The organism is Spirosoma pollinicola, assembly GCF_002831565.1.
Taxonomy (GTDB): Bacteria; Bacteroidota; Bacteroidia; order Cytophagales; family Spirosomataceae; genus Spirosoma; species Spirosoma pollinicola.
In genome coordinates this window covers 7,612,433-7,638,470 of record NZ_CP025096.1, presented here as the reverse complement: position 1 = coordinate 7,638,470, position 26,038 = coordinate 7,612,433, and the positions used below count along the sequence as shown (strand labels likewise).

Annotated in this window: 32 protein-coding genes and 2 pseudogenes; 15 read left to right on the top strand and 19 right to left on the bottom strand. The window is 47.8% G+C overall.

Annotated features, from left to right (window positions below; translation table 11 throughout):
• The first annotated feature begins 166 nt into the window (after nt 1-166).
• From CWM47_RS38455 to CWM47_RS38445, 6 genes are all read left to right on the top strand, one after another.
• Complete coding sequence (locus CWM47_RS38455) at nt 167-1,192, top strand: IPT/TIG domain-containing protein (RefSeq protein WP_157816118.1); 1,026 nt, start codon at nt 167-169, stop codon at nt 1,190-1,192.
• On the top strand, nt 1,146-1,754 hold the full coding sequence (locus tag CWM47_RS38450) for a DUF3500 domain-containing protein (RefSeq protein WP_157816117.1): 609 nt from the start codon (nt 1,146-1,148) through the stop codon (nt 1,752-1,754). The genes CWM47_RS38455 and CWM47_RS38450 overlap by 47 nt, the downstream gene beginning before the upstream one ends.
• 75 nt (nt 1,755-1,829) lie before the next feature.
• Nucleotides 1,830-3,164: a HupE/UreJ family protein gene (locus CWM47_RS32245; protein WP_100992658.1), complete on the top strand. Its 1,335-nt coding sequence runs from the start codon at nt 1,830-1,832 to the stop codon at nt 3,162-3,164.
• A 600-nt stretch (nt 3,165-3,764) separates the two neighbouring features.
• Complete coding sequence (locus CWM47_RS32240; RefSeq protein WP_100992657.1) at nt 3,765-4,034, top strand: hypothetical protein; 270 nt, start codon at nt 3,765-3,767, stop codon at nt 4,032-4,034.
• Nucleotides 4,035-4,037: 3 nt separating this feature from the next.
• Nucleotides 4,038-4,442, top strand: coding sequence for a hypothetical protein (locus tag CWM47_RS32235; RefSeq protein ID WP_100992656.1), 405 nt, complete (start codon nt 4,038-4,040; stop codon nt 4,440-4,442).
• 568 nt (nt 4,443-5,010) lie between these two features.
• Nucleotides 5,011-5,184, top strand: coding sequence for a hypothetical protein (locus CWM47_RS38445; RefSeq protein ID WP_157816116.1), 174 nt, complete (start codon nt 5,011-5,013; stop codon nt 5,182-5,184).
• Nucleotides 5,185-5,470: 286 nt separating this feature from the next.
• On the opposite strand, the gene CWM47_RS38440 is transcribed toward CWM47_RS38445, so the two are convergent.
• Nucleotides 5,471-5,629 carry a hypothetical protein gene (locus CWM47_RS38440; protein WP_157816115.1) on the bottom strand — a complete coding sequence of 53 codons (159 nt, stop codon included), beginning with the start codon at nt 5,627-5,629 and terminating at the stop codon, nt 5,471-5,473.
• A gap of 297 nt (nt 5,630-5,926) precedes the next feature.
• Between CWM47_RS38440 and CWM47_RS32225 the strand changes: the two genes are divergently transcribed.
• The 4 genes from CWM47_RS32225 to CWM47_RS32210 all read left to right on the top strand — a co-directional run bounded on the left by CWM47_RS32225 (nt 5,927) and on the right by CWM47_RS32210 (nt 11,040).
• Nucleotides 5,927-6,856: a PDDEXK nuclease domain-containing protein gene (locus tag CWM47_RS32225; protein WP_100992654.1), complete on the top strand. Its 930-nt coding sequence runs from the start codon at nt 5,927-5,929 to the stop codon at nt 6,854-6,856.
• Between the two features lie 875 nt (nt 6,857-7,731).
• Complete coding sequence (locus CWM47_RS32220) at nt 7,732-9,108, top strand: replication initiation protein (protein WP_100992653.1); 1,377 nt, start codon at nt 7,732-7,734, stop codon at nt 9,106-9,108.
• A 116-nt stretch (nt 9,109-9,224) separates the two neighbouring features.
• The gene (locus CWM47_RS32215; RefSeq protein ID WP_100992652.1) at nt 9,225-10,169 is read left to right on the top strand and encodes a ParA family protein; all 945 of its coding nucleotides are present in this window, start codon (nt 9,225-9,227) and stop codon (nt 10,167-10,169) included.
• A 1-nt stretch (nt 10,170) separates the two neighbouring features.
• Nucleotides 10,171-11,040 (top strand): ParB N-terminal domain-containing protein, encoded by an 870-nt coding sequence (locus CWM47_RS32210; RefSeq protein ID WP_100992651.1) that lies wholly within the window; start codon nt 10,171-10,173, stop codon nt 11,038-11,040.
• 566 nt (nt 11,041-11,606) lie between these two features.
• Here CWM47_RS32210 and CWM47_RS32205 read toward each other — a convergent pair.
• The 4 genes from CWM47_RS32205 to CWM47_RS32195 all read right to left on the bottom strand — a co-directional run bounded on the left by CWM47_RS32205 (nt 11,607) and on the right by CWM47_RS32195 (nt 14,657).
• Entirely contained in the window at nt 11,607-12,821 is a 1,215-nt protein-coding gene (locus CWM47_RS32205) for a tyrosine-type recombinase/integrase (protein ID WP_100992650.1), read from the bottom strand.
• Between the two features lie 119 nt (nt 12,822-12,940).
• A complete protein-coding gene (locus CWM47_RS32200) occupies nt 12,941-13,531 on the bottom strand; it encodes a recombinase family protein (protein ID WP_100992649.1) in 591 nt (196 codons plus the stop codon).
• A gap of 648 nt (nt 13,532-14,179) precedes the next feature.
• Nucleotides 14,180-14,323, bottom strand: a complete 144-nt coding sequence (locus CWM47_RS39005) for a hypothetical protein (RefSeq protein ID WP_157816114.1) — start codon at nt 14,321-14,323, stop codon at nt 14,180-14,182.
• 52 nt (nt 14,324-14,375) lie between these two features.
• Nucleotides 14,376-14,657, bottom strand: coding sequence for a hypothetical protein (locus tag CWM47_RS32195; protein ID WP_100992648.1), 282 nt, complete (start codon nt 14,655-14,657; stop codon nt 14,376-14,378).
• A 129-nt stretch (nt 14,658-14,786) separates the two neighbouring features.
• Between CWM47_RS32195 and CWM47_RS32190 the strand changes: the two genes are divergently transcribed.
• On the top strand, nt 14,787-15,098 hold the full coding sequence (locus CWM47_RS32190) for a hypothetical protein (RefSeq protein ID WP_100992647.1): 312 nt from the start codon (nt 14,787-14,789) through the stop codon (nt 15,096-15,098).
• 141 nt (nt 15,099-15,239) lie between these two features.
• Here the strand turns inward: CWM47_RS32190 and CWM47_RS32185 are convergent.
• Nucleotides 15,240-15,476 (bottom strand): annotated as a pseudogene (locus CWM47_RS32185) (integrase core domain-containing protein); the annotation flags it as partial.
• A gap of 40 nt (nt 15,477-15,516) precedes the next feature.
• Nucleotides 15,517-15,744: a transposase gene (locus CWM47_RS32180; protein ID WP_100992646.1), complete on the bottom strand. Its 228-nt coding sequence runs from the start codon at nt 15,742-15,744 to the stop codon at nt 15,517-15,519.
• A 133-nt stretch (nt 15,745-15,877) separates the two neighbouring features.
• On the opposite strand from CWM47_RS32180, the gene CWM47_RS32175 reads away from it, so the two are divergent.
• Nucleotides 15,878-16,846, top strand: coding sequence for a hypothetical protein (locus CWM47_RS32175; protein ID WP_157816113.1), 969 nt, complete (start codon nt 15,878-15,880; stop codon nt 16,844-16,846).
• 64 nt (nt 16,847-16,910) lie between these two features.
• Here the strand turns inward: CWM47_RS32175 and CWM47_RS32170 are convergent, their stop codons facing one another.
• The 4 genes from CWM47_RS32170 to CWM47_RS32155 form a co-directional block, all read right to left on the bottom strand.
• Nucleotides 16,911-17,177: a hypothetical protein gene (locus CWM47_RS32170; protein ID WP_100992644.1), complete on the bottom strand. Its 267-nt coding sequence runs from the start codon at nt 17,175-17,177 to the stop codon at nt 16,911-16,913.
• Nucleotides 17,178-17,404: 227 nt separating this feature from the next.
• A complete protein-coding gene (locus CWM47_RS32165) occupies nt 17,405-17,872 on the bottom strand; it encodes a MarR family winged helix-turn-helix transcriptional regulator (RefSeq protein WP_100992643.1) in 468 nt (155 codons plus the stop codon).
• A 271-nt stretch (nt 17,873-18,143) separates the two neighbouring features.
• A complete protein-coding gene (locus tag CWM47_RS32160) occupies nt 18,144-19,034 on the bottom strand; it encodes an SDR family oxidoreductase (protein ID WP_100992642.1) in 891 nt (296 codons plus the stop codon).
• Between the two features lie 37 nt (nt 19,035-19,071).
• The gene (locus tag CWM47_RS32155) at nt 19,072-19,431 is read right to left on the bottom strand and encodes a VOC family protein (RefSeq protein ID WP_100992641.1); all 360 of its coding nucleotides are present in this window, start codon (nt 19,429-19,431) and stop codon (nt 19,072-19,074) included.
• Nucleotides 19,432-20,073: 642 nt separating this feature from the next.
• On the opposite strand from CWM47_RS32155, the gene CWM47_RS32150 reads away from it, so the two are divergent.
• Nucleotides 20,074-20,766 (top strand): methyltransferase domain-containing protein, encoded by a 693-nt coding sequence (locus CWM47_RS32150; RefSeq protein WP_240625559.1) that lies wholly within the window; start codon nt 20,074-20,076, stop codon nt 20,764-20,766.
• 28 nt (nt 20,767-20,794) lie between these two features.
• Nucleotides 20,795-20,950: a hypothetical protein gene (locus CWM47_RS38430; RefSeq protein WP_157816112.1), complete on the top strand. Its 156-nt coding sequence runs from the start codon at nt 20,795-20,797 to the stop codon at nt 20,948-20,950.
• A gap of 108 nt (nt 20,951-21,058) precedes the next feature.
• Here the strand turns inward: CWM47_RS38430 and CWM47_RS39880 are convergent, their stop codons facing one another.
• The 3 genes from CWM47_RS39880 to CWM47_RS32140 all read right to left on the bottom strand — a co-directional run bounded on the left by CWM47_RS39880 (nt 21,059) and on the right by CWM47_RS32140 (nt 22,407).
• Entirely contained in the window at nt 21,059-21,181 is a 123-nt protein-coding gene (locus tag CWM47_RS39880) for a hypothetical protein (protein ID WP_262511990.1), read from the bottom strand.
• Nucleotides 21,182-21,283: 102 nt separating this feature from the next.
• Nucleotides 21,284-22,087 (bottom strand): MBL fold metallo-hydrolase, encoded by an 804-nt coding sequence (locus CWM47_RS32145; protein ID WP_100992639.1) that lies wholly within the window; start codon nt 22,085-22,087, stop codon nt 21,284-21,286.
• 89 nt (nt 22,088-22,176) lie between these two features.
• On the bottom strand, nt 22,177-22,407 hold the full coding sequence (locus tag CWM47_RS32140) for a hypothetical protein (protein WP_100992638.1): 231 nt from the start codon (nt 22,405-22,407) through the stop codon (nt 22,177-22,179).
• Nucleotides 22,408-22,471: 64 nt separating this feature from the next.
• Between CWM47_RS32140 and CWM47_RS39490 the strand changes: the two genes are divergently transcribed.
• Nucleotides 22,472-22,840 carry a hypothetical protein gene (locus tag CWM47_RS39490; protein WP_240626012.1) on the top strand — a complete coding sequence of 123 codons (369 nt, stop codon included), beginning with the start codon at nt 22,472-22,474 and terminating at the stop codon, nt 22,838-22,840.
• Nucleotides 22,841-22,848: 8 nt separating this feature from the next.
• Here the strand turns inward: CWM47_RS39490 and CWM47_RS39485 are convergent.
• The 5 genes and pseudogenes from CWM47_RS39485 to CWM47_RS32120 form a co-directional block, all read right to left on the bottom strand.
• Nucleotides 22,849-23,127, bottom strand: a pseudogene (locus CWM47_RS39485) (NAD(P)-dependent oxidoreductase); the annotation flags it as partial.
• A 112-nt stretch (nt 23,128-23,239) separates the two neighbouring features.
• The gene (locus CWM47_RS32130) at nt 23,240-23,668 is read right to left on the bottom strand and encodes an Rrf2 family transcriptional regulator (RefSeq protein WP_100992637.1); all 429 of its coding nucleotides are present in this window, start codon (nt 23,666-23,668) and stop codon (nt 23,240-23,242) included.
• 501 nt (nt 23,669-24,169) lie between these two features.
• A complete protein-coding gene (locus CWM47_RS39875) occupies nt 24,170-24,298 on the bottom strand; it encodes a hypothetical protein (protein ID WP_262511989.1) in 129 nt (42 codons plus the stop codon).
• A gap of 30 nt (nt 24,299-24,328) precedes the next feature.
• On the bottom strand, nt 24,329-24,919 hold the full coding sequence (locus CWM47_RS32125) for an HD domain-containing protein (protein WP_100992636.1): 591 nt from the start codon (nt 24,917-24,919) through the stop codon (nt 24,329-24,331).
• A gap of 173 nt (nt 24,920-25,092) precedes the next feature.
• Nucleotides 25,093-26,025 carry a helix-turn-helix domain-containing protein gene (locus CWM47_RS32120; protein ID WP_100992635.1) on the bottom strand — a complete coding sequence of 311 codons (933 nt, stop codon included), beginning with the start codon at nt 26,023-26,025 and terminating at the stop codon, nt 25,093-25,095.
• Nucleotides 26,026-26,038: the final 13 nt, after the last annotated feature.

Genomic DNA, 26,038 nt, shown 5'->3' with positions numbered 1-26,038 from the left:
ACCCCACCATTGATCCAATTGACCACAAACACTGACCTAATTGCAACACAAGGGGTTGTCCCAACGTAGGATTAAAAAAAGTAAATCAGGTAACTACCAAACTATAGCGCTACGCAAGACTTCTACTCTTATTCGAAATCTTACAAGCGTTAATCTATCGAATTGAATGAAAAACAGAATCAACAATTTAGTTGTGCTCGTCGGTTGCTTCCTACTGCTGGTGGTCTCCTGTAAAAAAACGGATGACTCGGTTACGACCATTGCGCCGACCATCAGCAGTTTCTCGCCGACTACGGGGGTTGTTGGTGCCACGGTCACGATCATTGGCACTAATTTCAGTACCACGGCCGCCAGTAATACGGTCAAATTTAATGGCGTAGCGGCCACCGTTACGGCGGCAACGGCGACTGCCTTGACGGTCACCGTTCCCACTGGGGCAACTACCGGAACCATAATCGTAACCGTCGATGGGCAGACGGCGACCTCATCGACCAGCTTTACGGTGACCACCACCAGTACGACCACCTCCCCAACGATTACCACCTTCAGCCCCACCAGTGGAGCCGTCGGCACCGCCGTCGTTATTACCGGCACTAATTTTAGTACCACCCCAGCCAGCAATACGGTCACCTTTAATGGCGTTGCCGCTACGGTTTCTACTGCCACCGGTACATCACTGACCGTAGCCGTTCCCGCCGGGGCGACAACGGGTAAGCTCGTGGTCACCGTTGGCACCAATACGGTTGCCTCGACCAGCGATTTTACGGTTAGTACGACCGGAACCACAGCCACACCCGCTCAAGTGGTTGCCCTGGCAAATGCGTTTTTGGCCACCTTATCGACCACTCAGCAAGCTACGGTCGTTCTGGCGTTAAATCTGACCAATGCCAAAAAATGGTCGAACCTTCCCTGTGGGGTGTCGTGTCGAAATGGTCTTGCCTTTAGCACCCTTAGTGCCACGCAGTTAGCCGCGGCTAAAGCGGTCATTCAAGCCGCCAGTGGCACGGTAGCCAATGAAGGCTACAGTGAATTTATCCAGATCGATGCCGCGGATGATGTGCTTGCCACCACGGGTGGATCGGGCTATTCATCCGGCAATTACATCATTGCTTTTTTTGGGAACGCCCAGTTCAACGGGCAAATGGATGCTACAATTTGGCGGGCACCACTATGCCCAAAGTGTTACTTATGAGGCCGGTGCGGTCGTCAGTACAACGCCTTCGCACCAGGGTATAGAACCTAAATCCTGGACGTCGGGTGGGGTAACCTATGCACCACTAGCCCAGGAAGTAGCCGGTATGGCCGCTATGCTGGCTTTGTTTACGACGGCCGAGCTCGCTTCGGCGAAGATTTCGTCTACATTCTCGGATGTCACGATGGTACCGGGTTCAACGACCAACACCTTTCCGACGACGAAACTGGGCGTTAAAGTGAGTACGCTGAGTGCCACCGCCCAGGCCAATGTCATCGCGGCCATGGCTCCCTGGCTGAACGATTTGGATGATGCCACCGCAGCTACATTTAAAGCGCTTTACGCCAACGAATTAGCGAATACCTATGTGACCTACGCTAGCAATACCAGTGGAAAATCGGGCGACGCCAGTTCCTTCTTTACCACCAATACGGATTACGTACGGATCGATGGGCCCAGTGTCTGGATCGAGTTTATCTGTCAAACGGGGGTCGTTTACCGGGATCAGATTCACTACCACAGCGTCTACCGGGATCATACCCGGGATTATATCGGATTATAATGGGTAAGGGTGCCGATCTCGCTTTAGCGAAAAATCTAGGCGAACTGTAGGCTCATTCATTATTCTTTGCCACCAATGATCAATACATTTTTTCCAAACAGCCGCCTATTCTCCAGATGGCGGCTGTTTTTATTCTTTATCATGGGCGCCATGGTCGCTTTAGGGCCCGATGTCTTTGCCCATCAAACCCCCAGTACCATCGTCATATTGGATGTAAGTCCAACGAAGGTGGCGGTTGAATTACAGCTGCCTTTGGGCGAACTGGAACTAGCCTTTGGGCACGATGTCTATAAAAACCCGGATAATCTGGTTGCCCGGGTAGGGCCTCAGCTAGCCGAATACCTGCTGGCCCATATTCACCCCATGGTGGCTAAAGACCAACCCTGGTTGGTAGACGTTACGGATATGCACGTTGAAGCGGCCGAACAAACCTACAGTGGCCCTTATCAGGAAATTACCGTCCATTTAATCATGACTCCGCCCACGGGTGCCAGCACACGGAAGTTTATCTTTGATTACGATGTGATTATGCATCAACTCGTTACCCATAGCGCGCTGGTGTCGATCCGAAACGATTGGGAACGGGGAAAAACGGATGATCAGCCCGCTGAGGTCGGCGTTATTCGGGTCGATACCAAAACGACGCTGATTTATCCCTTGCTGATTAATTTAGATCAGGGAAGTCTTTGGCAGGGTTTTCGGGGAATGGTTTCGCTGGGTATTGAGCACATCGCCGAAGGGACTGACCACTTACTATTTCTCTTGGTACTCCTATTACCTGCTCCTTTATTAGCCGAGAAAAAACGATGGACTGGATTTGGGGGATGGCGGTATAGCCTGATTCGCTTACTTAAAGTCGTCACGGCCTTCACCCTGGGCCACTCGCTGACCTTACTTTTAGGGGCACTGGGTTGGGTGAATGTTCCCGTCCAACCCGTCGAAATTCTCATTGCTTTTTCGATTCTGGTATCGGCCATCCATGCCTGGCGACCGCTGTTTCCGGGTCGGGAGACTTACATAGCCGCCAGTTTTGGGCTTGTGCATGGACTAGCGTTCGCTAGTACGCTGGCCAATCTCAATCTGGCCCCTGGCCAAATGGCGCTTAGCATCCTGGGTTTCAATATCGGCATCGAATTGATGCAGCTACTGGTTGTAGCCCTAACGGTTCCCTGGCTAATGTTACTAAGCCAAACGAGGGTTTATCCGTTCGTGCGAACGGCGGGTGCCGTTTTAGCCGGTGTAGCGGCTCTAGCCTGGTTGAGTGAACGCACGTTTGGCCAATCGAATTTTCTGACCGCATTAATTACGAAAGGAGCCGGGTATGCTCCCTGGCTTATTATCGTATTGGTAAGTGCGTCCTTACTGCTTTTTTGGCGAGAAAGGCGGCAAAGAAAGATGATAACAGAATGATTGTAATTTAAACCTGTCTCAACCTGAGAAATCACTGATTCGTGTAGCAAAAGTCCACTTGTTGACATTTTATGAACTTGTTATCCGTTTGTAAGATAACGACTTGCCTTTTGTTTTAACATCCTCAAAAATCGTTTACGAAAACGTCGGTTTATTTCCAGGAAAAGACACAAAAAATTGGCTTTTAGTTGTTTAGCGATCAGTCACTATCGGACACTATCAGGTAGGCTCAACCTAGTTTGCCGGGCAGAACGATTGAAATCCTCTCCCACAGACTGCCCAAGCCCGTACTTTAGCGCTTTGCCCACGGGCTAAAGCCTGTATCGATTCACGGAAGTCCTCAATTGGATCCGACAATGCTGTCAATAGGAACCAATTAGTATCCCCCTCAGCCAGTTAAACCAGAAAAAGACAAAGCGATTGGCAGGAGGCCACCTTGTTTTCCAAACCGGTTATTGATACTATGCCTGTTTGTAATATTGAATTCCGACCGGTTTGGAAACAGTTGATTATCGCTGTATTTGTGCCATTTCCAGGTGTTACACTTGTTTTCATAAGTGGAAGTTAGTAGTTTTATGCTAAACTAGAATCCATAAAGTAATGGCAACTAACGCTACCAAAACAATCGCTGTTCGCATACCCTATGATGAATATTTAAGACGACTTAGAGACGCTACGGAGGCCAAACTCTCGATGAGCGAGTACCTACACTTAAAATTGTCTGATGGGGACCGGGTGGTTCAGGCTGAAGCCCAGCTTGTGGCTCTTAGTCAGCTAGTGAAGCAACTCAAACTGGAAGCCCAGGAGCAGGCTAACCTGGCCCATGAGCAGGCCTGCCAGGCCGATCAGCAGCGGATCGATCTCCGATGAGAAATGACACAGCTTCAGCAGGACCAGCAATTGGCTCTCGAAAAGGAGCGAGTTCAGCGGGAAAAACTAATGAAGACCGCTGGCGAATGGCAAAGGCATTCAACTATTTTGCAGGAGGCGAAAACCGATCTGGAGCAGACGATTAAAACCCAGCAGCAGACGCTGGCCCGACAGCAAGTTGATCTGGCCCAGCTAAAGGCAAAAAATGACGTTCAGACCATTGAAAATCAGAAACTACAGCGTGAGTCCAATGCGATCAAGGCCGAGTTGGCCGCCCTCAGGCAGCAAGCCCTCGACGTATTGGAGAAGCTTACCGCCTTGCACGATGAAAGCCCAATCAATTACATTCCCCGCCAGTTTTGGCCCCTTCTGGATGAGTTTAAAGCGAGTGTGGAGGCCAAGCTCTAAGGGTCTCTGAAGTTGTTAGGCGATGGGCCACAACCAGTCCGGAATCCATTGGCAGTTTTAGGGTGCCCTTTCGAGGTTGTTGTCTCGAATGAACGACGCGAAGGGGGCTGCTCGGGTTAGCCTCTAGCGCGTTCCTATTAGGGTTGTTATCAAATTGGATTTAGTTAAATCCGGCCTGACGGCTGCTGATCTGCGCCAGTGGGTGATAAGGTGAAGTCGAGGAGGTAGGTGGACCGGGTATGGAATACAGTTTGGTTTGATTAGTAAGGAGTAAGTTGTCGATAAAAGTAGGGCTTTTCTCGTTTATGACAAGGCTTAAGCGGTCGTAAAAGGTAGGTAAACCTATCGAAAAGTAGCTGGCTTACCTGCTGGCAACCGGTTAAGCCAGCCCAAAGGCGTCGGGCGATTGGGCGCCGTTTCGCTGGTATTGGCCAACGGGCCCAGGCATACCGCTTGTTGAGATCTCCCTCCCCATTGATCCGATCCACTTGCAAGCCGCTCAGCCACCCGGCGGCATAGATGGATACCGATGGCCTTTAGTAATTCCTTACCCAAGGATCGCCAGACTATGCGGACTCAACATTTGGCTGCGCTGGCCAGGCCCAGGTCCTCCCCTTCGTCGATGCCGCAACGGCTGATGAGGAACGCCCGGCTCCAGACCATGTCCTGCCTCCACCAATACATCATCTCCATTCGCCTGATCAGCCCGCCTAGCCGGGAAGATTCAGGCCTTCCGCGATAAACCCAGAAGGCAGCTTGGCCTCCCCTCTATTCATGACCTGGTTGAGCGGGTGCAACCCGGTGAGGGGGAGTGAGCCGGTGGAGGTGTGTCCGGCTTAGCTGACCGTTCATGGGAGACGTATCACAGACGTGATACGTCCGGGTGTCATACGTTTCCGAGACGGGATCAGTTGCTGCAATTCTTGTTGCTAATCCTTCGCATGCCCTCTTTTAAGGGATACTTTCCTGTTAATGGTCGGGTAAGTGTCTTTTCTGGTTAATTCGCCCGTTGACTGGTTTTTTGTGGCTTACCCTTGGGGGTCCCGCCAGCGGGGACGAGGCGTAGGCTTTTTCGACCCGGCACGCGGGTTTAACCCCATCGAGCCGCCCAAACCGGTATCGGTGTCCATGCAACCTGACTGGAATTCGTTGGAGTCGGGCTGGAATTGATTGGAACCCGCTGGCATCGGGCTAAATCGATTGGGCTTTTAAGGGTAGCTTTGCAGAATCGTACGGCACGGGCTGCCCGGATAATTCGTCACTTGGCCCAAGAGGAAGTTCAATTACGAGCTCTGGATTTGGGCGTGGTCAGCGCAACACCGCAACACCGTCTGGTAAACTTGTTCGCCAAATATTTTTCCTCTCTGACTGAATAAGATTGAGTGAGTTGTCTTTTGAAGAAAACGCGTATCAAGCAACATTCACTATCATGCTTTTGTAAATGCCTGGTAACAAGTAAATTTGATCTATTTTTTTTACCTCTTATGGATACATCCTCTACTACCCATCTGGAATTGTTTCGTTACCTGCGGACTTTGGTTGATACGGTTAATCAGGGGCGTGAGACTTACCCCAAGTTTGCTTTAGTGGAAGCCTACTGGCATATCGGTCGGATCGTGGTAGAAACCGAACAAGCGGGCACCGAGCGTGCTGATTATGGAATTCATTTGATTGAACAACTCTCTGAACGGTTAACGGTGACTTTCGGGCCGGGTTATAGTTTACCGAATATATGGCGCTTTAAGCAGTTTTATTTGGCCTTTCCAATTCTCTCCACAAACGGGAGAGAATTGCCTAACCTTCAGCAACATCTCCGCATTGAACTCTGTTGGTCGCACTACCGAACCCTGATGAAATTGAAAAATTTACAGGAACGCGCTTTTTATCTCAACCAAGCCGCCGATCAGGGATGGACCGTCAAACTCACCCAAAAACTCATCCGAGCACGGTACTATTTTCAAACAGCCCTCGGACAGGACCAACTCCTAGAAAATCCCAAGAAAATAAGTGCCGCCCCTCCTCCACTCAAGGAAGTTGCCACGCTCTCATTACGAACCCGGCTGGCCAGTATCAAAAAAACACTACTCGAACGACACGTCGGATATGCCTTCGTGGCTCAACGGCAGTTCATCTCTTTAGACGGAAAAGACAACTGGATTGAGCTGGTTTTTTTTCACATCATTCTCCAGCGGTTTGTTCTGGTTCAACCCGGCGAGGTTGGACCTACTTCCAGCGCAGCCATGACCCGGCTGCTGGATGCATACTTTACAAAACAACCATCAGCAATTACTAAGCCTCCCGTTGGCTTAGTAATTGATTTACAGGGGCGAGTTAATCTGCACACTGCCAGCTTTGAAACTGGTTTAGCACTTGAAGAACAAGTTTTGATACCATTAGTAATCAGTTATATATAGTTCCTTCAATTTGAATTACAAGTAAATACGTCTATTTTAGACGTTATTGTATGATCTGCTTTTTGGTAGCAAGTACTGTAATTCTCTAGCTAAACTATCATTTCTGTATTAGATCTGATTAGCAGTTGATTATAACACGCAAACCTCCAAGTATAACTTAAATCACGTACTGCTATAACTCATAGCACATCGAACTATAACCTATAACACGTATTTGTTACACTATTTTCTTCTTTAACTTTCTTCCGTATTATAGGAATTTGTACAGTTCTTTTAAGAAAAAAGGAAAAAAAAGAAACACACACAAATAAGTTCGTCTTGTGTGTGTTTCTTTTTATATGTTTTATTTAGTTTCTTTTTAGGCCTCACTAACTAATTGATTAATAGATATTTAAAGTAGTTATCTATAACCTATAACACGTCTAAATATAACCTATAACACGTTTATCTATAACCTATAACACGTCTAAATATAACCTATAACACGTCTAGATATAACTCATAACACGTATGTCTATAACCTACAACACGTATCTATAACCTATAACACGTTTAGATATAACCTGTATCACGTAGATTGTCTGACTATACATTCGATAGCTTTTTAGCCCTGTTTAACCAGATAATGTGTATTTGTATACAAATTTGCGTTCCATAGTGGTCAGGTAAGGAGATTTGTACCCTGTTTACAAGGTAAGAATAGTGTATCCTAGGGTACTTACAGCCGTGCTGCAAGAGAAATGGTTTATTTTATTGATCGTACTATAACTTCAAACACGTAAGTAAATCCTCTCTAAATAATGTAAATTTATCAGGGTGAAGAGCTTAGTAAAAGGCAGTGGTTATTGTAAGTTGACTATCTTATTTGGTTTAAAATGGCGAAGGAAACTAAAGTTCGTAAACGTTCAGATATTGGCGAGCGAACTATTGCTCGCATGAAAGCGGGGCGAAATGGGATCATTGAAGCTACTTATCGTATGGATGTGGTAGAATTTCGGGTTTTTTTTACAATGCTAACCATGATCAGCCCGGATGATGTCACGTTTTGTGAATATGAACTACGGGTAGCTGATATAATTCGATTGTTCAGCTTGAACCGGGATGGACGTAGCTACGAAACAATTAAGGAAGCTGCGGAAAGGTTGGTCAACAAAACGATGATTATTTACCATACAAAAGAAGATGGAAACCGCTACAGAACTGTCATTCCATTTTTAACTAGTGCCAGCTCTCAGATTGGGGATGTTAAGATGGAATCAATTCGTGTTACATTTCATCCTGAACTAAAACCCTTCCTACTTCAGCTTCGTTCTGAATATTTGGAGTTTGATGTCCGAAATCTTGCCCGAGTGCAAAGTCAGTACTCAATTCGATTATATATGATGTTACGGCATCAAATGAATCTTAAAAAGTCATCTATACGCTATACCGTAGAGCGCTTAAGAGAGGTTTTTGAAATTGGGGATAAGGATTATCCACTGTATGGTAATTTCAAACAAAAGGTTTTAGTTAGAGCCTGTATCGATTTAAATACTACTACAAATATTCGTATTGACAAAATGGAGGAAGAACGCAGCAACCGCAAAGTTGTTGCTGTTGTATTCCACATGTCATCTCAGGATCTACCACTAGCAGATCAGGACAATGCTATTCCGACGGCCAAAATAACTTCTCCTGAAATATCTACAAGCAAAAAAACTAGCACAATAGTTGAAGTTGATGATTCGACAACAAGCTTATTGATTGATGATATTCATAAATTAGTCGAAAAATATGTAGGGCGCGAAGCCGTTCGTAAATGGTTGCATCAATCTTCAGAGGCTCAAGTTCGCGTAGCTATTGACTATACTCTAAAGCAACTTAAACAGGGAGTATCAATAAAAAATGTCGGTGGTTACCTTCAAAAGATGGTGAATACATCACTGCCTCTGTCTTTTGAAAAGCAGACTTCAACTGGAACTTCTGTCAAGAATACAACTGAACAGAAGGCTAAGGCAGAAGCGGAGCAGTTTTCCGAAGAGACACGACTGAAAGCATTGACAGACCATAAATACCAAACTGCCTTACAGGAGTTGTCAATGCACCCTGAGTGGAAAGAATCCGTAACAGCCCATATGCAGTCAGGTTTATTTGGAAAGTTTTACAATCAAAATATCAGCTTACTGGAGAATATAAAAAACCCAGTTATGTATGGCCCCTTTTTTCAGAGTATTGAACGACTAAAACCCGACGTGTTTGCTGGTATTGAGTGAATAGACGATACAGCAAAAAAGAAAATTGATTCATTCGCATGTTTCTCATTTTTAATGTTTTAGATAAAAAAAGTTATTTATATATTTACGAAAGATAAAATTTTATCCTAAACATTATGATCACTCAGGAAAAACTAGTGCGGTTCTTACGCGCCAAGCCTGCCTTAAACCTGTCCCAAATTGAGAAAGAAGCCGGAATACCATCTAAGACACTGCATAAAGCACTTTCTGAACAGAAAGGTATTCCGGCCAAACATCTTCCTGCTTTAGATGAGGCTGTTCGTCGATATGGTTATTCTGAAACCTTATTTGATAAGGCAAAAGTTATTTCTGTTGTGAATCATAAAGGCGGAGTTGGTAAAACAACAACGACCATCAACGTTGGTAAAGCCTTAAGCTTATTAGGTAATCGCGTGTTATTGGTCGATATGGATTCACAAGGTAATCTTTCCCAATGCTTTGGTATTCATGTTCCTGATGAACAAGTAATCGATGCATTGCTGGGCGGAACTCCCCTTCCAATGATTGAAATAGCCAATAACTTATTTCTAACGCCATCAGATATTCGGATGGCGTATAGGGAGTCAGAGTTGGCAAATGCAGTTGGGGCAGATCGACGGTTGTCGCTTAAATTAGAGGAAGCTCGCGATAAATTCGACTATATACTTATTGACTGTCCCCCAAGCCTGGGTATCTGTACTACATGTTCATTAGTTGCCTCTAATTATTGCGTCGTACCAATTCAGCCAGAAGCCAGTGCCTATCATGGAGTTGAAAGTCTTTTTAACCGCATAGCTGAAGTTCGAACGTATATCAACCCTACGTTAACGGTAAAAGGTATTGTATTTACAATGGTGCATAAGAACCAAAGTGTTCATAAAAGTATGATGGCACACATTCGAGATACGTTTCATAATTTCCATATCTACGAAGCAATCATTGAGGTGTCTACAGTTATCAAGCAATCACAAGTGGCCAAAGAAGACTTATTTACCTACTCGGCCAAATCCCCCTCATGGCAACAATATCATCACTTGGCAACCGAAATAATGACGATCTGATATGAAAAAGGATTTCATGAACTCAATGAAAGAGAAGACGTCTACTTTACGTCCTTCTCTTCTGTCAACTGAAGAAAATATAAAAGGTCAAATTCTGGTATTGGACAATTTACGTGAACTGATTCCGCCTTTGAAAGTTGACGAATACGATCAATTGCAGCAAAATATTTTAAAATATGGAGTAAAGGATCCACTTATGGTTTGGGAGACTACGTCTACTATAGCCCAGATTAATGGAGATAATAACCCAGTTTTCGTCCTGATTGACGGCCATAACCGTTATAAAATATGCCAAAAGTTTAATCTAGATTATCGTATCAATATTATACGATTTTCGACCCTAGACGAGGTTAAAGATTATATGATCGACTATCAGTTGGGTCGAAGAAATCTATCAGCTGAACAAACTTCATACCTTCGAGGATTACGTTACTTGCAGCAGAAATCGATGAGGGGGGGTAATAAAATCTCTGATCATTCACAAGCGGATGTTTCAGTTGCCTTAGGAAAAGAGTATGGTGTTAGTAGTCGTACAATCAAACGCGATGGAGACTATGCAGCAAGTCTGGATAAACTTTCTCCAGACTTGAAAAAAGAGATACTATCTGGAAAACAGAAACTGCCAAAATCAACGATTAAAGCTGTTGCTAAATCAGATAAACCCGTTGAAAATATTGAGGAGTTAGCCGAAGAAAGAGTTGGAAATACAACGGTTTCTGAAAGTCTAGTAAAGCCAAAAGCCAAGAAGGGGAGGGCTACAACACTTGAAAACGAAATTAGGAAGCTAATTTCTGTGGATCTTACATATGAAGCCTGTGAGGTGCTCATAAAGAAAGCAAATCAGTTAATAGAACTGCTTAGACCAAAGTGACACGATGTCACTTTGGTCTAAGCAGTTCTATTAAGCGCTCGGGGCGGAGCAAAGTGACACGATGTCACTTTGCTCCGCCCCGAGCGCTTAATAGAACTGCTTACTTAAGATTAGCCTACTCTTTATATGTGATATTGCTAAAAAGGGGTAAATCAAATCCAAATAGGTCAACTATAAGCACTTCTAAATGCTTGGTAACTAAAAAAAATACTTAGCCTTTTGTTGGTAGTGCCTCGGTCAATATTGGTAATTTGGTTTTATTACATGGTTTTTCTTCCTCTTTCAGACCGCCCTTTGATTGAAATCCTCTACCAGAAACGGAAAGTAAAATAACTGGATTAAGAAAAATATACACTGTTAACTGGTTCTGACTATAAGGTATGCTGTTGGCTAACTGGCCAACTGAATTGGGTAGTCGTAAAAAAATAGTAAAAAAAAATATAATTGACTGGTCTATCGCTTTTGTGACTGTCTACCCATTAAAGCCAAGAGAATAGGCAGGCTTACCGCTAAAAGGAATGGCATGCAGATAAAAGTTTGGTTGCAAAAATGTAACCAAATCGTCCTCAATCCGGCATTTGCTGAAAGTAGGTCTTTAGCGTTTTTTTCTTAGTGTAAAACTGGGTGGTTTCGAGTGTCTCGTGCCGAAGGTGTTGTTGGACATGCTCCAGACTGACCCCTTCGTCCAGCAGCAGCTGGCCAGCCGTGTGCCGCAGGCTGTGGGCCGACATACCCGTGCGTTTGAGTCCATGTTTTTTTAACTGTTTATCAACGATATACCGAATTTGGTACGTCTTTAAGGTTTCAAACAGGTACTCGCTCCGTTGATCATTGGCAATGGGCCAGCGGCTTGTTTCTTCCAGATACGTTTGGAGAATATGACGACAGGAAGCAAAGAATTTAATGGCTTTTTTGGTGCCCTTGCCTTTTCCCAGTACCAGAAGCTGCTGGCGGTTAAAGTCTAAATCTCCCAGTTTCAGCCGCGTCACCTCCACGGTTCGTAGACCCTCCAAGCCCAGTAAGGCCAAAACCGCCCTATCACGACTGGATTCTACATCCCCTAAAACCAGTTGTCGCTCGTCAACCTCCAGGCTATCTTTATAGAATGTGCGTTCAATCGCCAGACCCCGTACGTCGTGGATATCACGCAACGCATTGAGCTGGTCTTCATTGAGTTGAAGGTCCGTGCGTCGACGAATACTCCAGGCGGCTAATTGCTTGACGGCGGACAGGTAGAGGTTGATGGTAAAGGCTGAGTACTGCTGGTCTTTCAGCTGTTGTACAAAGTCGGACACGGTCAGGCCACCCAGCGAAGCGGGTTGTCCCAGAGCGAGTTGCTGATCCAAGTACACGAAAAAAGCATTGAGGGCTTTGGTATAGGTTTCTTTGGAGCGATCTCCGCGCAGGCTTTTGGCTTCCCGAATGAAGCGCAGTACTAACTCATTGGCCGCCGGAGGGATTTTCGTGGTCTTCGGATCCACCAGAATGACCGGACTGCCAATTGTTTGATAGAACAGCAGAAATTTGCGAATGGGTGACACCCGGTTCGGCGGCAGCTCCGCCGTGTAGCGGGTGAAGCTGAACCCGTCGATCCCAAACTGGTGCTTGAGACAAAACTCGACATATGACCGGGCATGGCGAGGATAGTTACTTGACTTGGGCAGATTAGCGGCAAAATAACGGATCAGTTGGCTCAGGGTGTAACGGGTAATCGTTTTTCCAATCGCCTGCTGCCTGTTGTCCGGGTCAGGGGTTTGAGCCATTTGTAATGAATCATCCATTGGGCTAAAAATTTGTTCAAAGGTGCAAAAAATAAGTCTTTCACCAATTCATGCAAAGACTAATTTACAAGACGGTGAAAAATTGTAATTATTTTTTGAAATCGATCGTTCCCTAGAATTTATAACGAAGGTAAACCAGCAATGGGAATTCCTCGTAAGCGAAGGTATTTATATAAGGTTGTTTTGGAGATATTTAATTCGGCTGCTATCTGCTCGACCGAATACGTGGCTTCTTTGTACAAGCTTTCGGCAATGCGGGCTTTCTGTTCGGCGGACTTAGAAAGCCCTTTAGGCCGACCTAACAATTTGCCGCGTCGCCGGGCGGAGGCTAAGCCTGCCAGCGTACGTTCCCGGATGACCTCCCGTTCGAACTCTGCTAAGCTGGCAAAAATGCGAAAGACTAACCGACCCTGTGCCGTCGTGGTATCGACCGGATCATTTATACTCAGCAGGCCTATATGCCGCTGCTCTAGATCCGTTACTAAGTCAATAAGATGAGTCAATGATCGACCTAATCGATCCAGTTTCCAAATTACGAGCGTATCGCCCTCCCGAATCAGGGCCAAAAGTTTATTTAACTCAGGCCGTTCCACCCGCGAGCCGCTAGTTTTTTCTTGATACACTTTTTCACAGCCTGCCAGCTTCAGGGCATCTAGCTGAAGGAATAGATTTTGGTCTGTAGTGGAAACTCGAGCGTAACCTAGTTTCATGGCCTGAAGGGACAAGTAGATCGACTGACTGTATACGGTTGATGAATTAAGTCGCTACCTACTAACTGCCTGTTCATCAGCCTTGAAGGTACAAAAATAGCATCAACTTAAGTAAAAATTTGTTGATTGACAGCGCTAATCTCTTTTGTTTAATTAGGTAGACGAACCAAACGTACTCAGGTTGTATGATTGCTGTTAATGGAGTACTTTTAAATGTCTTTAACTGTGGATCGCTGGCTTCACTAAAATAATTTATATAGTTGAACTCGTCGGGGAGTACTATCTATTTCAGGACTATAATTAGGCATAAAGGATGATGAAGAAGAAAGACACGATTGGAAGTCGTGCCTTTTTTGCGTTCTTAAAGGTGTAGTGCGTGTTTTAAGTGGATAACTTAATTGCTAAAGTTGCCCATAAACGTCTATATGCAAAGGGTTTATCGTAAGTGATTGCCGATTGAAATGACTATACTGAAAAGAAAAGGAGGTTTTCGTGGACGATTTTGCTAACACATAACCTTAGCACAAGTTACTCACTATTAGTATCTTGTCTAGTTCATTAAATAATAGTAGTTCCTATTTATTGGACGGAAATGATTCTACGCTCGTGCTACTCGGTCACCGCGTCCCATTAAACTTCACGCTCGGATCATTGATTACTACTCAGATACGTCTTATTGCCGTTCGAATTGATGTAGAATTTCCCGCCCCGTTGCATCAGTGAACTGGCCGGATTAAGTTTATTAAACGCATGTAACTCGGAGCGGAGTCGTTCCATTCGTTCATCAGTCATAAATATTGCCTTTTCTACCGAAAACCAGCCATGTCTTTACTGGCGTGAATTCTTAATTCAGGGCTGAGAGCGTGCGTTCGTGTTGCTTTCGAAGTTCATTCAACTGATTGCTCAACCGTTTCTCACTGTTTGTCAGCTTTATCTTATCCTTCACTAACTGATCAATTAACTGATTTTGTTTTTGGATGCTGGCCTGCTGCTCCAGCTGCTGTTTGTACAACTCGCCTAGGTTATCTTCCCCCTTAGCCCCAAGTTGAGCGTCTAAACTGGCCAGAACCAGGCACAATAAATAGCCGAGAAGAAAAGCAATCAATCCCCCACAGATCGCATCCATTATTCGTTAGAGTAAAGTTTGTATTACTATAATCACCGGTCAATAAGCAATTAATTAATACACTATCCTATGTCCATCTGAATTACTTTTTCACTTAACTTATCGTCAGTAAAAGTAAGCACCTATTGAATGGATACACCCCTCACAGACACCCATATTAACCATGATGGTGAACTCGACCCCAGTCGGGTACTAACCCGCTGGTGTGAAGCCATCACGGGGTTATTCATGTATTTCAATGCTTTACATGTTCGGTTGACTACTCATTCAACGACTGATGCCTACATAGGTCAATGTCCCGTTTACCAACTGGTGCAACTAGCTAAAACCATGCACGAAGAGTTAGCAAGACTAGAGCAAGACTTGGACCAACCTCCGAGAGACACCCCAGCCACCAGCCAGCCAGCTTTCAACAGATTAGCGGCTCAACCGCAATCATAAATCAACTCAATCAACAGGCCAGAATCAGCCTTAAACTGGCCGAAATGCCTGCTTGTTAGCCAGTTCATACCGATTGAGCAAGCTTAACCCCTATTCAGCAACGGAACATATATGGACTTGCAACAGTATAGTGGAGATTTTTTAGGCGGCCATTGAGGAAGTGTAAAAATAAGATTCCTGTTGACTGGGCGTGCGGTAATTCAATACTGAATGCTTCCGTCGGCGGTTGTACCATCCCTCGATATACTCGAAAGTAGCCAACCGAGCCGCTGCCCGCGTGGCAAAATAAGTATGATTGACCATCTCGCACTTGAGGGTCTTAAAAAAACTCTCAGCAACCGCATTATCCCAGCAATTTCCCTTGCGGCTCATACTTTGCGCCACCGGTAAGTCCTTTAGTTCATCCCTAACTAGCTAGCTAGTCTTTGAGCTCGCGTTGCAACCTTCTGATCTGTTGCTGTTCGTCAGTGAGTGTGGTATTGGCAGGCAACATTTGATCGTTCTTTTTATGCCGCTGTCTCCATTTGCGAATTCGTCCTGGATCAATATCCAATTCGCGGGCGGCATCTTGAATTGATCCTTTTGCATACGATAATTCGATGGCCATTTCCTTGAAGGCTTCGTCAAATACACGTCGTTTAACCATAGTCAAATTGAAGTTTGTCCTCAAATCTGCCTAAAAAAAGTCTCCAGTCAAATGTAGCAAGTTCATAACCGATTCAAACTAGATTAGAATGTAGGTGTTGTTTTCCTAAACAGGCTTAACAACTAATAGGGCTATGAGGTATGGCATGTGCTTCGACGGTAGCGTCGTCAGGGGGCGGGGTGACGACGGACGCCCGCTCCATTTTTCCAACACCTGGGCCACCGGCCATAAAGATCAGATGGAGGACAACTACCGGTGGGGCCGCCAGATGGGGCTTACTCTCTTCCGCGATACGGTGCTCTGGGACGAATCGAAGCACTGCCCGGATTATGCCTGGCTGGACCGCTTACAAAATACTAGCAACGGCCAGATTGAATTAGCCCTGAATCATTACGGACTACCCGAGTGGATCAACGAGGCCATGTTTTGGGATGGGCAAGCTGCTGAGCTTATGTACCAACAAGCTTACCAGATTGCTCATCGATACCAAGGCGCTTTTCGCAGCTACAACATTGGTGTGGAACTGGGCATCTGGACCGATTGGATTGCCGCGCCCAATAACCGGCAATGGCCTTTCGGCGGTCGGCCTTGGTGGGAGGTCTACCGGCAGACCAGCGCCATCACCATTGCGATTGCCAGGGGGCTCAAAGCCGGAGACCCGGCTTGTCTGACCGCCATGAGCGAACCCTGGGGCTGGGGCGATATGCCTTATCCTGATCAGGCCCGGCCTTTTGCTACCGTGTTGGGGCAAGTCGATGAGGTAGCCAGGCAAAACAATTGTTTAACTTGGCAGCAAGGCCAGATGGGACTTCTTGACATTATCGGGTTAAATATCTATTTCGAGCATGATATTGCCCATATGCTGGTGGCCGCCCGGCATCTGTTTGCGGGCAAGAAAATTGTGGTAGCTGAGACGGCCAATATCTACCGCCCCGACTGTCACCCGCCCGCCTTATGGTGGGCTAAATTTGAAGCTCTCCAGGAGGCTGATCTGGAAGTGAGTTGGAATCCAGGCTTCAGCATGCTGACCCACGAATTGGGCGAAGCGATGGCGGGTAATTTGCTGAGTGCAGACGGCACCCAGCACTGGCAGAAACGGTAGTCCATCGCTACTGATTATGTATAATCTGTTTTTAAGGTAGTCACAAAAATGGTTTGCTTAATAGCTAGTTGTTCATAAAAACAAGCGTGGCTGTTGCACAACTCGCCATGAAGGGCAGTTCGGCGTTATAGATGTATTGAAAAATCCGTTTTAGGCTTCCATAAACGCGGAATGTTGACCAGCTAGAGGCCTTCCCAACCAAAATCCTGACTACCCCTAAGTTGTGCAACAGCCACAAGCCTTTTTTGAGAAAGCTGCTTTTCGCCGTATAGTCGAGTAGTTTAGTGGCCTGCAACCGTGGATTTATTGCCGGTAGGTTAAGCAAGGCCATCCCAGAACGATTGCTAGGCTATACCGACTTTGGTCCCACCAGGCTAGCAACACTTCAGCGACGGAAATAAGAAGAAGCACCTGGCCCCATACACCGCTTAGCTCATTAGCTTAGAGACCATCAACGGCTTACCTTAATGACCACTCAGGTAAGGTACTAAGTTTGTCCATTGTGGCTGATCACTATAATAGGCCCAGCCCATAAGCGCAATAGCGCTATTGCCAGACCTACTGGTTGGCGTCCTTGTTCTGATCGATCAGCAACGCCATCGTTTGGTTGAAGCCAGTGAGCGCAGTCTCAGGTAATAAAAAAAAAGCGACGTCTGCCTGCTCGATCTCCCGAAGGGCTTGCTGTAAAACCACCGCGCCGCTATCGGTCAGCGTAATCGTCTTGGCGCGGGTGTCGGTAGGGTGCTCTTTCCGGTGGATGAAGCCTTTGTCTTCCAAGGTGCGTAAGACTTTAGAGACCATCATGCGGTCTGCATTGCTTTGGGTGGCAATATCAACCTGAGTCACCGCATCGCTGGTTCGGGAAAGCCAGCCTAGAGCGGCCAGTAACACCAACTGGGTTTGGGTCAAGTCTAAGGGGTCAAGTACCCGCTTCTGCTTGCGTTGCCAAAGCATGGTTAGTTGGCCAAGCTGATAGCCTGGGCTATCAGCGGGACTCTTAAAATGGAAATCAATTTCTAGGTGCATACCGATCTTAAAGATAGTGGTGTTTATAGCAAGCCCAAATGGTAGTGATTTATTCTAGCTAAATCACTACCATTTGACACCAATCAATCAAGCTAACGTACCTTCCAACAGGCGTTAGTCGGTTTAAGGCCCTCTTCATCGGGGCTTAAACGAAGTGAATAGCTAGACGCTGGTTTATGCCCCTCATGGCCCAAGCTAAGTTAATAAGCACGCGTGGGTTGCTTTTGGGTAAGCATCGCGTCTTTGTCCAGCCTTGAACTTCTCCTATCCACTACCGATACGCTTCGGCGAGAAAGTCGGCTAGTGGGCGTGTCGGCCGACCTAAGACGGTGGCCAGATCCGTCGACTGTTGGTCAAACTCACCTTGCGCAATGGCGATACTAAAGGTCTTCAGTAGCTCAATAACTGGATGGGGTAAACCAAGCTGACTCATCTGGTTTTCAAAGGTAGCCACATCCGGCGAACTGTAGGCAATAGGTTCGTTGAGAATCGCCCCCACTTGTTGGGCAATGGCAGCAAACGTTAGGGCTTCACTGCCATCAAACGCTAAGGTTCGGTTTGCGTACTGCTGATGATTCAGCAGAATCGTAGTTTCAGCCTCGGCTAAATCGTCTTTGGCAACGAACGAGGTCACGCCATTGGCCGTAGGCAAATAAATAGTTTTTGTTTTCAGGAGTTGACTTCTGTCGCCGATGAGCATTTGGATGACCTCCGCATACAAATTATGTTTCAGTAGAGTGTAGGGGAGGCCTGATGCTTTAATGGTATTCTCCGTCTGTCGATGCGAATCAACCAGCGTTGCCAAGGGGGATGAATCGGTTTCGTTCTTCCATACGGCACTCGTATAGATGATGTGCTTGATGCGGGCTTGTTTGGCTGCCTTCACGACGTTTTGATGGAGTTGAGCCCGCTGGTCATCGTCGCCTGCCGACACAAAATACAACACATCAATGCCTTCAAAAGCGTTCAGCAAGCTGGCTGGCTTGGCGTAATCACCCATCTTCACCTCAATACCTGCGTGCTGATACTGTTGTGCTAATTCACTGTTTTCGTCCCGTACCAGAACCGTTAGGTTTTCAAGGGCTATTTTCCCTTTTAGCCGATTAACCACTCGCCGGCCTAAGTCGCCGCTGGCTCCGGTGATTAGTAGTTTGTCGTTCATGTTTTTAACTGGATTTGTAGTGAAGAAGTGATCCCGTTTAGTTGGCCTCTAAAAACGTGAGCTTATAGCCGTCCGGATCAATGACGTGGAAGGCTCTGCCAAAAGGGGTTTGGATCACAGGCCCTGCGGTGGTGACGCCGTTGCCTATGAACTCCTGTTTCAATTGGTCTATGTTTTTGTCAACGGCAAACCAGATCGCCACCCCAATGCCCAACTCGCGTCCTTCCAGAGCTTCGAGCGGGGTGCGAATGGCGAAACTGGCTTGGCCCTGATTGTACTTGAATACACAGGCTTGTGGGCTGAGGTCGCCCACGTCAAAGCTTAATTTTTGTTGGTAGAAGTCAACCGCGGCGGGTAAGTCCTGGACCTGCAATGACGCAAAGGTTAATTGGTTCATCGTTTGCTTATTTATTGTTGTCACAAATATAATATACTCGACAACAATAAATAACTATTTTTTTGTTCGCCTGCTCTTCTGCTCAAAAACAGCGCGTTAACCTGTTATAATAGAGTCACTTAACTATTATATAGTTAAACTAACTAGTTTTTAGAGCAGCAGATTTGCCCAGGCTGAATGGGTTTTGTTAAGGATGCCCTGCGCGCTAAATCATGGAGTGCGCCTAAGGTAGCTTACTTCGGCTGCGCTATTCTAACTACGGCTTACTACGTTCGAGTTCATTAGTTATGGACGTATCCTATGCGACTATAATCCATTTACAATCATGGCAAAGAGACCGTTTCGTCTCTGAATCAACCTTAACAGTTTAGGGAGAATTAGCAAAATAGTGGTTACTAACGAGTGCTTCTTCAACAGTAGTAGGTAGAAGAAACTAGATAAATAACGTTACTATATCAATTGAGCCAGATTGATACGTCCATTTACCTGTTAACAAAGCATAACAGAGCAACCTTACGTTAAGATGGTAAATCAGTTCATTCTTAAGCTGACCAGTAACCGAGCCGAGAAAAATCTTATATGGAAATCAACCCCAATTCGTTTACGGAAAGACTCTTAATTGACGCCGGTATTGTTCCAGGTATGCGCATCTTAGATGTAGGATGTGGAAACGGCGAAGTGACGTTGTTAGTCGCAAAAATAGTCGGTGAAACCGGGAACGTAGTCGGCATTGATCAGCATGAATCCGCCTTAACTTCGGCTCGTGAACGCGCGCATAAAATGGCACTCACCAATGTTACATTTCAGGTAGGCGATCTAACGAATGACCCACTCGACCTTCAGTTCGTTGATGCCATCGTAGGTAGGCGGGTGCTGATGTATTTACCAGATCCCGACGCGACAATCCGTCGGCTGATGCCGAACTTACGACCCGGTGGGATCATGGTTTTTCAAGAAAGCGATTCAACGATGATTCCCGGTCGCGTGGAGTCCTGGCCCTTGCATGAGCAAGTAAATCAGTGGATTTGGCAGACAGTTGAACGCGAAGGGGCAAACATTCACATGGGCTTCCATCTGCCTAATGTTCTAACCCAAGCTGGGCTTGCGGTAGAACATATTCGGGCTGAAGCCATCATTCAGGGACAGAACACCGCCTATCCATTAGCAACCATTGTCCGATCCGTACTTCCCCGCATGGTCGAACATGCTGTAGTGAGTGAGGCTGAAGTCAACATTGGAACACTCGAACAACGGCTGTTGACTGAGCGAGAAAACACTAAATCGGTTTACATCAGTGATATTGCCTTTGGTGTCTGGGGACGAAAACCTCATTAATTCCTGTTTGTCTTGACCCCGGGTCTCTTTGCAGAATCTTACCGCCCAGCCTTTAGGTTTGTCGGAGGAGACTATTCCAGGAATAGACTGGGCCGCCAGTGCGGTAGCTTGCTGGCGTGTAAAACGGACCGCTCCAGCGGCCTGGTGGCACATCCTACCGCCCGGCTGGGAGTTAGACCATTGAGCCGATCGTGAGAGGCCCAAGCCATCTCAAAAAAACTGGGTAAGTATTACCGGGCTGCCTGATTTTTTCAATCCAGCTGAATGCATTAAACCCGCAACAGATTCCGTTTCACATCCACTTTTTGGCCGTCTGTTCTTGCTCAATGATCAGGCCATACGTAGCCGTCAGGCAACACGCTGGCTGGTATTTCCAAGTTCCGTAGACATTCTGCTTATCAAGTTGCTGCCTCACCGGTTTGCGTAATGTTGGTCTCCCTTAACCCGGCTTGTCGTTGATCCTCCAGGATCTGGGCATGGATGGTCTCTGGATGAATCGGGCAAACGGATAAACCGATCAGTCCAATTCAAACCAGCTACCCGGCTCCTGAAGCAGAGCCCGGATGCCCAGACCGCTCAACTTGGCGCCAAGACGCTCGGCGGGGTGCGGTGTTTCACTGTACATCGGCGGTTTGTGGAGTGAGCCGTAGTGAATCGGCACCACCGACCCTGCCTGTAGAATATGCGCGGCAATGGCCGCCTGCTCGGGCGTCATCACGGCTTCGAGCGGGCTTGGTGGTTGAAGGAAAGGGAACTCGACCACGGGGCCGTTAATGGGCAGAAACGCCACGTCGAAAGGCGCAAACCGATGGGCGATCCGCCACCAATAGCCATGAAACAGCGTGTCTCCGGCATGGATGATTCGACGTCCACCGCACTCAACGATCCAACTGTGCTGCGGGTCGCCAAACCCATCCACCGCCGGGGCCGTGAACAGCCGGAATGGGCCAACGCTGCGTTCTTCCCACACGCCAACCACTTCAGTGGCGAGGTTGTGCCCGGCGAACTGGGCCTCGGCGTGAGCAGTCAGGGCGAGATCGGACTCTGTTCCGGTTGCCGGTGCGGGGCGAAACACCGACGCGCCCTGGCGAAGGGCCCCGGCTAATGCACCCGGATCGGCATGGTCGGCATGGAGATGCGTTAGCAGGGCTACGGCTGCGGTGCCCGGACGCGACGATGGCGGAAAGGGTTCGTGGGGGCTGCGAAGCGGCAAGAGGGGTGAGGTGTCCTGGATGTAATCAATGACCAGCGTCTGGTCGTCGCATTCGATCTCGACGCCCGCCCAACCCAATCGTCGCATTTTTACCAAAGTCTTTTTCATTATTTTTTTATTAAGTAGGATACAAGGGGTGATAGCCCATTTTTGAAACCCGGACCAATAGTGATTACTGGGCCAGCCGGTCGGCCATATCAGGCCGCGACGCCGGTGTGGACAGATTCGGGGGGTACTGCCCAACCCGCCAGCGGTAGGGCCCGCAGGTTGGGTTTGCGCCCGTACTGATCGGCTAAGGGACCATAGAGCAGTTGCTCCAGTGACAGCCCGCCCACGTAAGCCCCCAGCGTGTACTGCACCAACGCGATGGTAACGCCAAACTCCTGGGCGATGGCCGGAAAGGCGGGTAGGTACAGGTCGATACGCATCGGTCCGAAGGCCGTTAGCAGGCCCAGCAACCGAATAATCCCGCCGTGGTTGGTGGTTTTGGTTATGAGGTTAATAAGCCGCGGTGAAGCGCTGACGGCTGAACTGGTGCCTTTCGACCTCATCCAGTACGGCCACGGCCAGATCCTGCACCGAGTGGAAACTGCGGCCATCAGCATCGAAAACCGGACTTTCGGTGCCCAGCCGATACTGGCCGGTGCGGCCCGTGTCGATGCCCGGATGCATCTCCAGGGCGGGACTGAAAAAGGTCCAGTCCAGGTGCGTATGGTTTCTCAACTCGTTCAGGTAGTCGCGGGCAGCGGTAGATCCCGGCTTGTACACAGCCGGAAACTGCGGACTATCCACGACCTGGTGACCGTCGATGAAAAGACTACCGCCCCCCCAATCACCAACAGACGTGGCACACCGGCCTGAGCGGTGGCTTGCTCAATAGTCCGGGAGCCGGTTAGGAAGGCATTGTACAGGTCGGGGGGAGTCCAGCCTGGGTTGAACGCACTTAGCACGAGGTCATGGCCCACCAGTTGGCGGGCGAGCTGCGCGGGATGGTTCACGTCGCCTGCCACAACGATCAGCCGGTCATTGTACGTGGTCAGTTTGGTCGGGTCGCGCACAATGGCCGTGAGATGGTGGCCCCGCGTGAGGGCTTCGGACAACAGGGCGGTACCAACAAAGCCGGTGGCACCCAGGATCGCAATGGTCATCGTTTTGAAAAAATAATGAAATGAGTGGGCCGCCCCGTAGCGGACGACCTGACAAAGGTACACTCATTTTCTTGATTGTAACTAACTTGGTTACAGTACACGGTAAATAAATTTAGTCTGCCGGTTGGCGGACACTGGCGACTACCTGGGCCAGCGTAGTCGCCGCCAGTTCCCCCTCTAAGGCGGCCTGGGCGCGCCCCAGCGTAGTATCTAAGGCGGCCTGGATGGTGCGGCCCACTACGCAGTGGGGATTAGGTTTCTGGTGGATACTAAACAGGTGGGTCTCCACGACATCCACGGCCCGATACACCTCGAGCAGCGTAATGGTGGCCGGGTCACGAAGCAGGTACGTACCGCCGGCCGCTGCCCGCACTTCCACCAGGCCCGCTTTCTTGAGCTGCCCCAAAATGCGTCGGATGACTACCGGGTTGGTGTTGACGCTGTCGGCCATGCGATCAGACGTCAGCAATTCGCCGGGCGGGTTGGTGGCCAGCAGGGTAAGGACGTGTACGGCCACGGAAAATCGACTACTGATCTGCATCGTATAGGGCTGAGAAGGAAGTAGTTCGGATGAGGTAACTCAAGCATTTTGATTCGAACTGAATCATCCCACTACGGGTTAGTAGTGGCTCCAAGTTAGGCAAGTTTGGGATGATTACTGGTATTTCGCATAATGGCCCGTGCCTGGCGGCACGAGTAACCACGAAGTAACACCGAATCCGGTAGTTTTGGTCGTGCAATAGTTGACCAAAAAAAGCCGCGTTCAAATTTGACTGGCTCAGCTTCTACCCGGAATGGTTTTTTAGGTACACTCCGTTGAAAAGAGAACAAAAAATTTCTCTATTCCTCATTTTCATCCTAACTAGTATCACCGGCAATCGGAGGATTAGTTGAACAATTTCGCTTAACGTCTACTCGCTGCCTGAGCGATTCATCCGCAACACTAGTTAGTACCAGCTTACGAAAAGTCGCGTCACCGGGGTACTAGTTAAGTGTGTAGTTTACTGGTAGAGGCGGTTAAAACTGGCGTGATACCGCACCGCTAAGCGGCTAGCGGCTGAACCGGCCATCGCAGGGTCGAAGCCAGGGAATGAAAACGCAGTTTCATTCTCCGTTTGAGAGCTGTCTTAACCGGATACCGGTTGGCGTTCGTCGGTTTCTGAATCGTCATGATGGAAGGTTAGGAACCAACGGGTCCTGCCTATTTCTTCAAGATTCCTTTTTCGACGCTTTCATTGAGTAGCTGCTCGGCGTAGTTCCAGATTGTCGCCGATCCGTGTTGGATAACTTGTTTTTTGGCATATACGGTTTCGTAGTTAACACCGAACTCGTTCCAGGTACCTCCGTTATTGGACGTATTCTGAAGCAGGGGCTCGAGTCGATCCATGGCCCGGGCAAACTGAGCTTCGGGCGTTTTCCCCGCTTCAAACTCCTCCCAAATGGCGATTAATTCACGAGCTTGCGGCAAGGGCAACAGCCCAAAGATCCGATGGGCAGCGGCTCGCTCTTCAACCGTATTCTGGTGGCTTTTTTGCGTATTATAGATAAAGGTGTCCCCAGCGTCTATTTCGACAATATCGTGTATCAGCAGCATCTTTAGCACCTTGAGCAAGTCCAGCTCCGCATTCGCATGTTCGACTAATATAAGCGCCATTAAGGCCAGATGCCAGCTGTGTTCGGCGTCATTCTCGGCCCGATCACTGTTAAATAGCTTGGTTTTGCGAAGAATATATTTGAGTTTATCGACCTCCTTGATAAACTCAATTTGTTGTAAAAGAGGGGAAGGTTCCATCGGTTTATAGTTGGTGAGCAGGCAAAATTGGGCAATCGGCTTGTAACCGCCATGGTCAACTGGCCAGAAATATAGTAGCTTTTTTTCGTATCCGACTGAGCGGGGATGGGACTGTCCCCGAAAACGAAGCCAATCCTTGGAGCGGAATACGATTCGCCAGCCTAAGGTACTGGTTAAGAAAATTCAGCATTAAACAACCGCCTGAATGCTCCTGGCGACAGGTTGGTCTTCGTTTTAAAGAGTTTACTGAACGATTGCGAGTGCTCAAAGCCCAAATCATAAGCCACTTCACTGACCGATAAATGGGTGGTGGACAGTTGTTCTTTAGCGGTTGCGATCAGTTTATCGTGAATATACTGCTGGGTATTTTGCCCCGTTAAGGACCGCAGCATATCACTTAAATAACTCGGCGACAGGTTTACGTGTTGGGCCAGACAGCCGACGGTCGGTAACCCCCGCTTGAGCACCGTTTTATCCGTAAAGTAGCGTTCAGTCAAGTGCTCCAGTCGTTGTAGCAGATCGTGGCTTACGGCTTGGCGGGTGATAAATTGCCGGTTGTAATACCGATGGGCGTAGGTCAGGAGCAACTCGAGTTGGGCGACAATCACCGGCTGGCTGGAGTCATCGATTCGGTTGGATAATTCCGTCTCGATCATCGTAAAGATCGCCAGGATAATTGCCTGCTCGGCTTCCGACAGATGCAACGATTCATGGGTGGCATACGAGAAGAAGCCATACTGCTGAATGGTTTTGGCCAGGGGGTAGCCTAACAGGAAATCCGGATGAATCAGCAACGTATACGCCGAACCCACGCTACCCTCGTTGCTATGACTGTGACTAAGTTGACCGGGCGACGCGAATAACAACCCCCCTTCCTCAAAATCGCAATACGGCTGGCCGTAGATTGATTGGCCACGAAGGGCTGGTATGTAGGCTATTTTATAAAAGCCCAGCCCTTGGTTTGGAGGTATTCTATCCGGTTCAACCGGCGAATGGGAACCCTTGATCAGACTGACCAATGGATGCTGAGGGGTGGGCCAACCAAAGACGCGGTGCGCATCGGTCAGCGAGTCAATTTTAGCCGGCCTGAACTCTTCTTTTTTCATTGCACAGTCGAAA

What these genes read in the sequence shown, in the direction of transcription:
- CWM47_RS32125 (WP_100992636.1), bottom strand. Translation starts at nt 24,919, where the DNA reads ATGGAACCTTCCCCTCTTTTACAACAAATTGAGTTTATCAAGGAGGTC.
- CWM47_RS32180 (WP_100992646.1), bottom strand. Translation starts at nt 15,744, where the DNA reads ATGGTTAAACGACGTGTATTTGACGAAGCCTTCAAGGAAATGGCCATC.
- CWM47_RS32120 (WP_100992635.1), bottom strand. Translation starts at nt 26,025, where the DNA reads ATGAAAAAAGAAGAGTTCAGGCCGGCTAAAATTGACTCGCTGACCGAT.
- CWM47_RS32140 (WP_100992638.1), bottom strand. Translation starts at nt 22,407, where the DNA reads ATGCGTATCGACCTGTACCTACCCGCCTTTCCGGCCATCGCCCAGGAG.
- CWM47_RS32170 (WP_100992644.1), bottom strand. Translation starts at nt 17,177, where the DNA reads ATGGCCTTGCTTAACCTACCGGCAATAAATCCACGGTTGCAGGCCACT.
- CWM47_RS38450 (WP_157816117.1), top strand. Translation starts at nt 1,146, where the DNA reads ATGCTACAATTTGGCGGGCACCACTATGCCCAAAGTGTTACTTATGAG.
- CWM47_RS38445 (WP_157816116.1), top strand. Translation starts at nt 5,011, where the DNA reads ATGCGGACTCAACATTTGGCTGCGCTGGCCAGGCCCAGGTCCTCCCCT.
- CWM47_RS39005 (WP_157816114.1), bottom strand. Translation starts at nt 14,323, where the DNA reads ATGACTGATGAACGAATGGAACGACTCCGCTCCGAGTTACATGCGTTT.
- CWM47_RS32225 (WP_100992654.1), top strand. Translation starts at nt 5,927, where the DNA reads ATGGATACATCCTCTACTACCCATCTGGAATTGTTTCGTTACCTGCGG.
- CWM47_RS32205 (WP_100992650.1), bottom strand. Translation starts at nt 12,821, where the DNA reads ATGGATGATTCATTACAAATGGCTCAAACCCCTGACCCGGACAACAGG.
- CWM47_RS32175 (WP_157816113.1), top strand. Translation starts at nt 15,878, where the DNA reads ATGAGGTATGGCATGTGCTTCGACGGTAGCGTCGTCAGGGGGCGGGGT.
- CWM47_RS32145 (WP_100992639.1), bottom strand. Translation starts at nt 22,087, where the DNA reads ATGAAAAAGACTTTGGTAAAAATGCGACGATTGGGTTGGGCGGGCGTC.
- CWM47_RS38440 (WP_157816115.1), bottom strand. Translation starts at nt 5,629, where the DNA reads ATGCCAGCGGGTTCCAATCAATTCCAGCCCGACTCCAACGAATTCCAG.
- CWM47_RS39490 (WP_240626012.1), top strand. Translation starts at nt 22,472, where the DNA reads ATGAGGTTAATAAGCCGCGGTGAAGCGCTGACGGCTGAACTGGTGCCT.
- CWM47_RS32150 (WP_240625559.1), top strand. Translation starts at nt 20,074, where the DNA reads ATGCGCATCTTAGATGTAGGATGTGGAAACGGCGAAGTGACGTTGTTA.
- CWM47_RS39875 (WP_262511989.1), bottom strand. Translation starts at nt 24,298, where the DNA reads ATGACGATTCAGAAACCGACGAACGCCAACCGGTATCCGGTTAAGACA.
- CWM47_RS32155 (WP_100992641.1), bottom strand. Translation starts at nt 19,431, where the DNA reads ATGAACCAATTAACCTTTGCGTCATTGCAGGTCCAGGACTTACCCGCC.
- CWM47_RS32165 (WP_100992643.1), bottom strand. Translation starts at nt 17,872, where the DNA reads ATGCACCTAGAAATTGATTTCCATTTTAAGAGTCCCGCTGATAGCCCA.
- CWM47_RS32210 (WP_100992651.1), top strand. Translation starts at nt 10,171, where the DNA reads ATGAAAAAGGATTTCATGAACTCAATGAAAGAGAAGACGTCTACTTTA.
- CWM47_RS38455 (WP_157816118.1), top strand. Translation starts at nt 167, where the DNA reads ATGAAAAACAGAATCAACAATTTAGTTGTGCTCGTCGGTTGCTTCCTA.
- CWM47_RS32245 (WP_100992658.1), top strand. Translation starts at nt 1,830, where the DNA reads ATGATCAATACATTTTTTCCAAACAGCCGCCTATTCTCCAGATGGCGG.
- CWM47_RS32130 (WP_100992637.1), bottom strand. Translation starts at nt 23,668, where the DNA reads ATGCAGATCAGTAGTCGATTTTCCGTGGCCGTACACGTCCTTACCCTG.
- CWM47_RS32240 (WP_100992657.1), top strand. Translation starts at nt 3,765, where the DNA reads ATGGCAACTAACGCTACCAAAACAATCGCTGTTCGCATACCCTATGAT.
- CWM47_RS32200 (WP_100992649.1), bottom strand. Translation starts at nt 13,531, where the DNA reads ATGAAACTAGGTTACGCTCGAGTTTCCACTACAGACCAAAATCTATTC.
- CWM47_RS32160 (WP_100992642.1), bottom strand. Translation starts at nt 19,034, where the DNA reads ATGAACGACAAACTACTAATCACCGGAGCCAGCGGCGACTTAGGCCGG.
- CWM47_RS32235 (WP_100992656.1), top strand. Translation starts at nt 4,038, where the DNA reads ATGACACAGCTTCAGCAGGACCAGCAATTGGCTCTCGAAAAGGAGCGA.
- CWM47_RS32195 (WP_100992648.1), bottom strand. Translation starts at nt 14,657, where the DNA reads ATGGATGCGATCTGTGGGGGATTGATTGCTTTTCTTCTCGGCTATTTA.
- CWM47_RS32190 (WP_100992647.1), top strand. Translation starts at nt 14,787, where the DNA reads ATGGATACACCCCTCACAGACACCCATATTAACCATGATGGTGAACTC.
- CWM47_RS32220 (WP_100992653.1), top strand. Translation starts at nt 7,732, where the DNA reads ATGGCGAAGGAAACTAAAGTTCGTAAACGTTCAGATATTGGCGAGCGA.
- CWM47_RS32215 (WP_100992652.1), top strand. Translation starts at nt 9,225, where the DNA reads ATGATCACTCAGGAAAAACTAGTGCGGTTCTTACGCGCCAAGCCTGCC.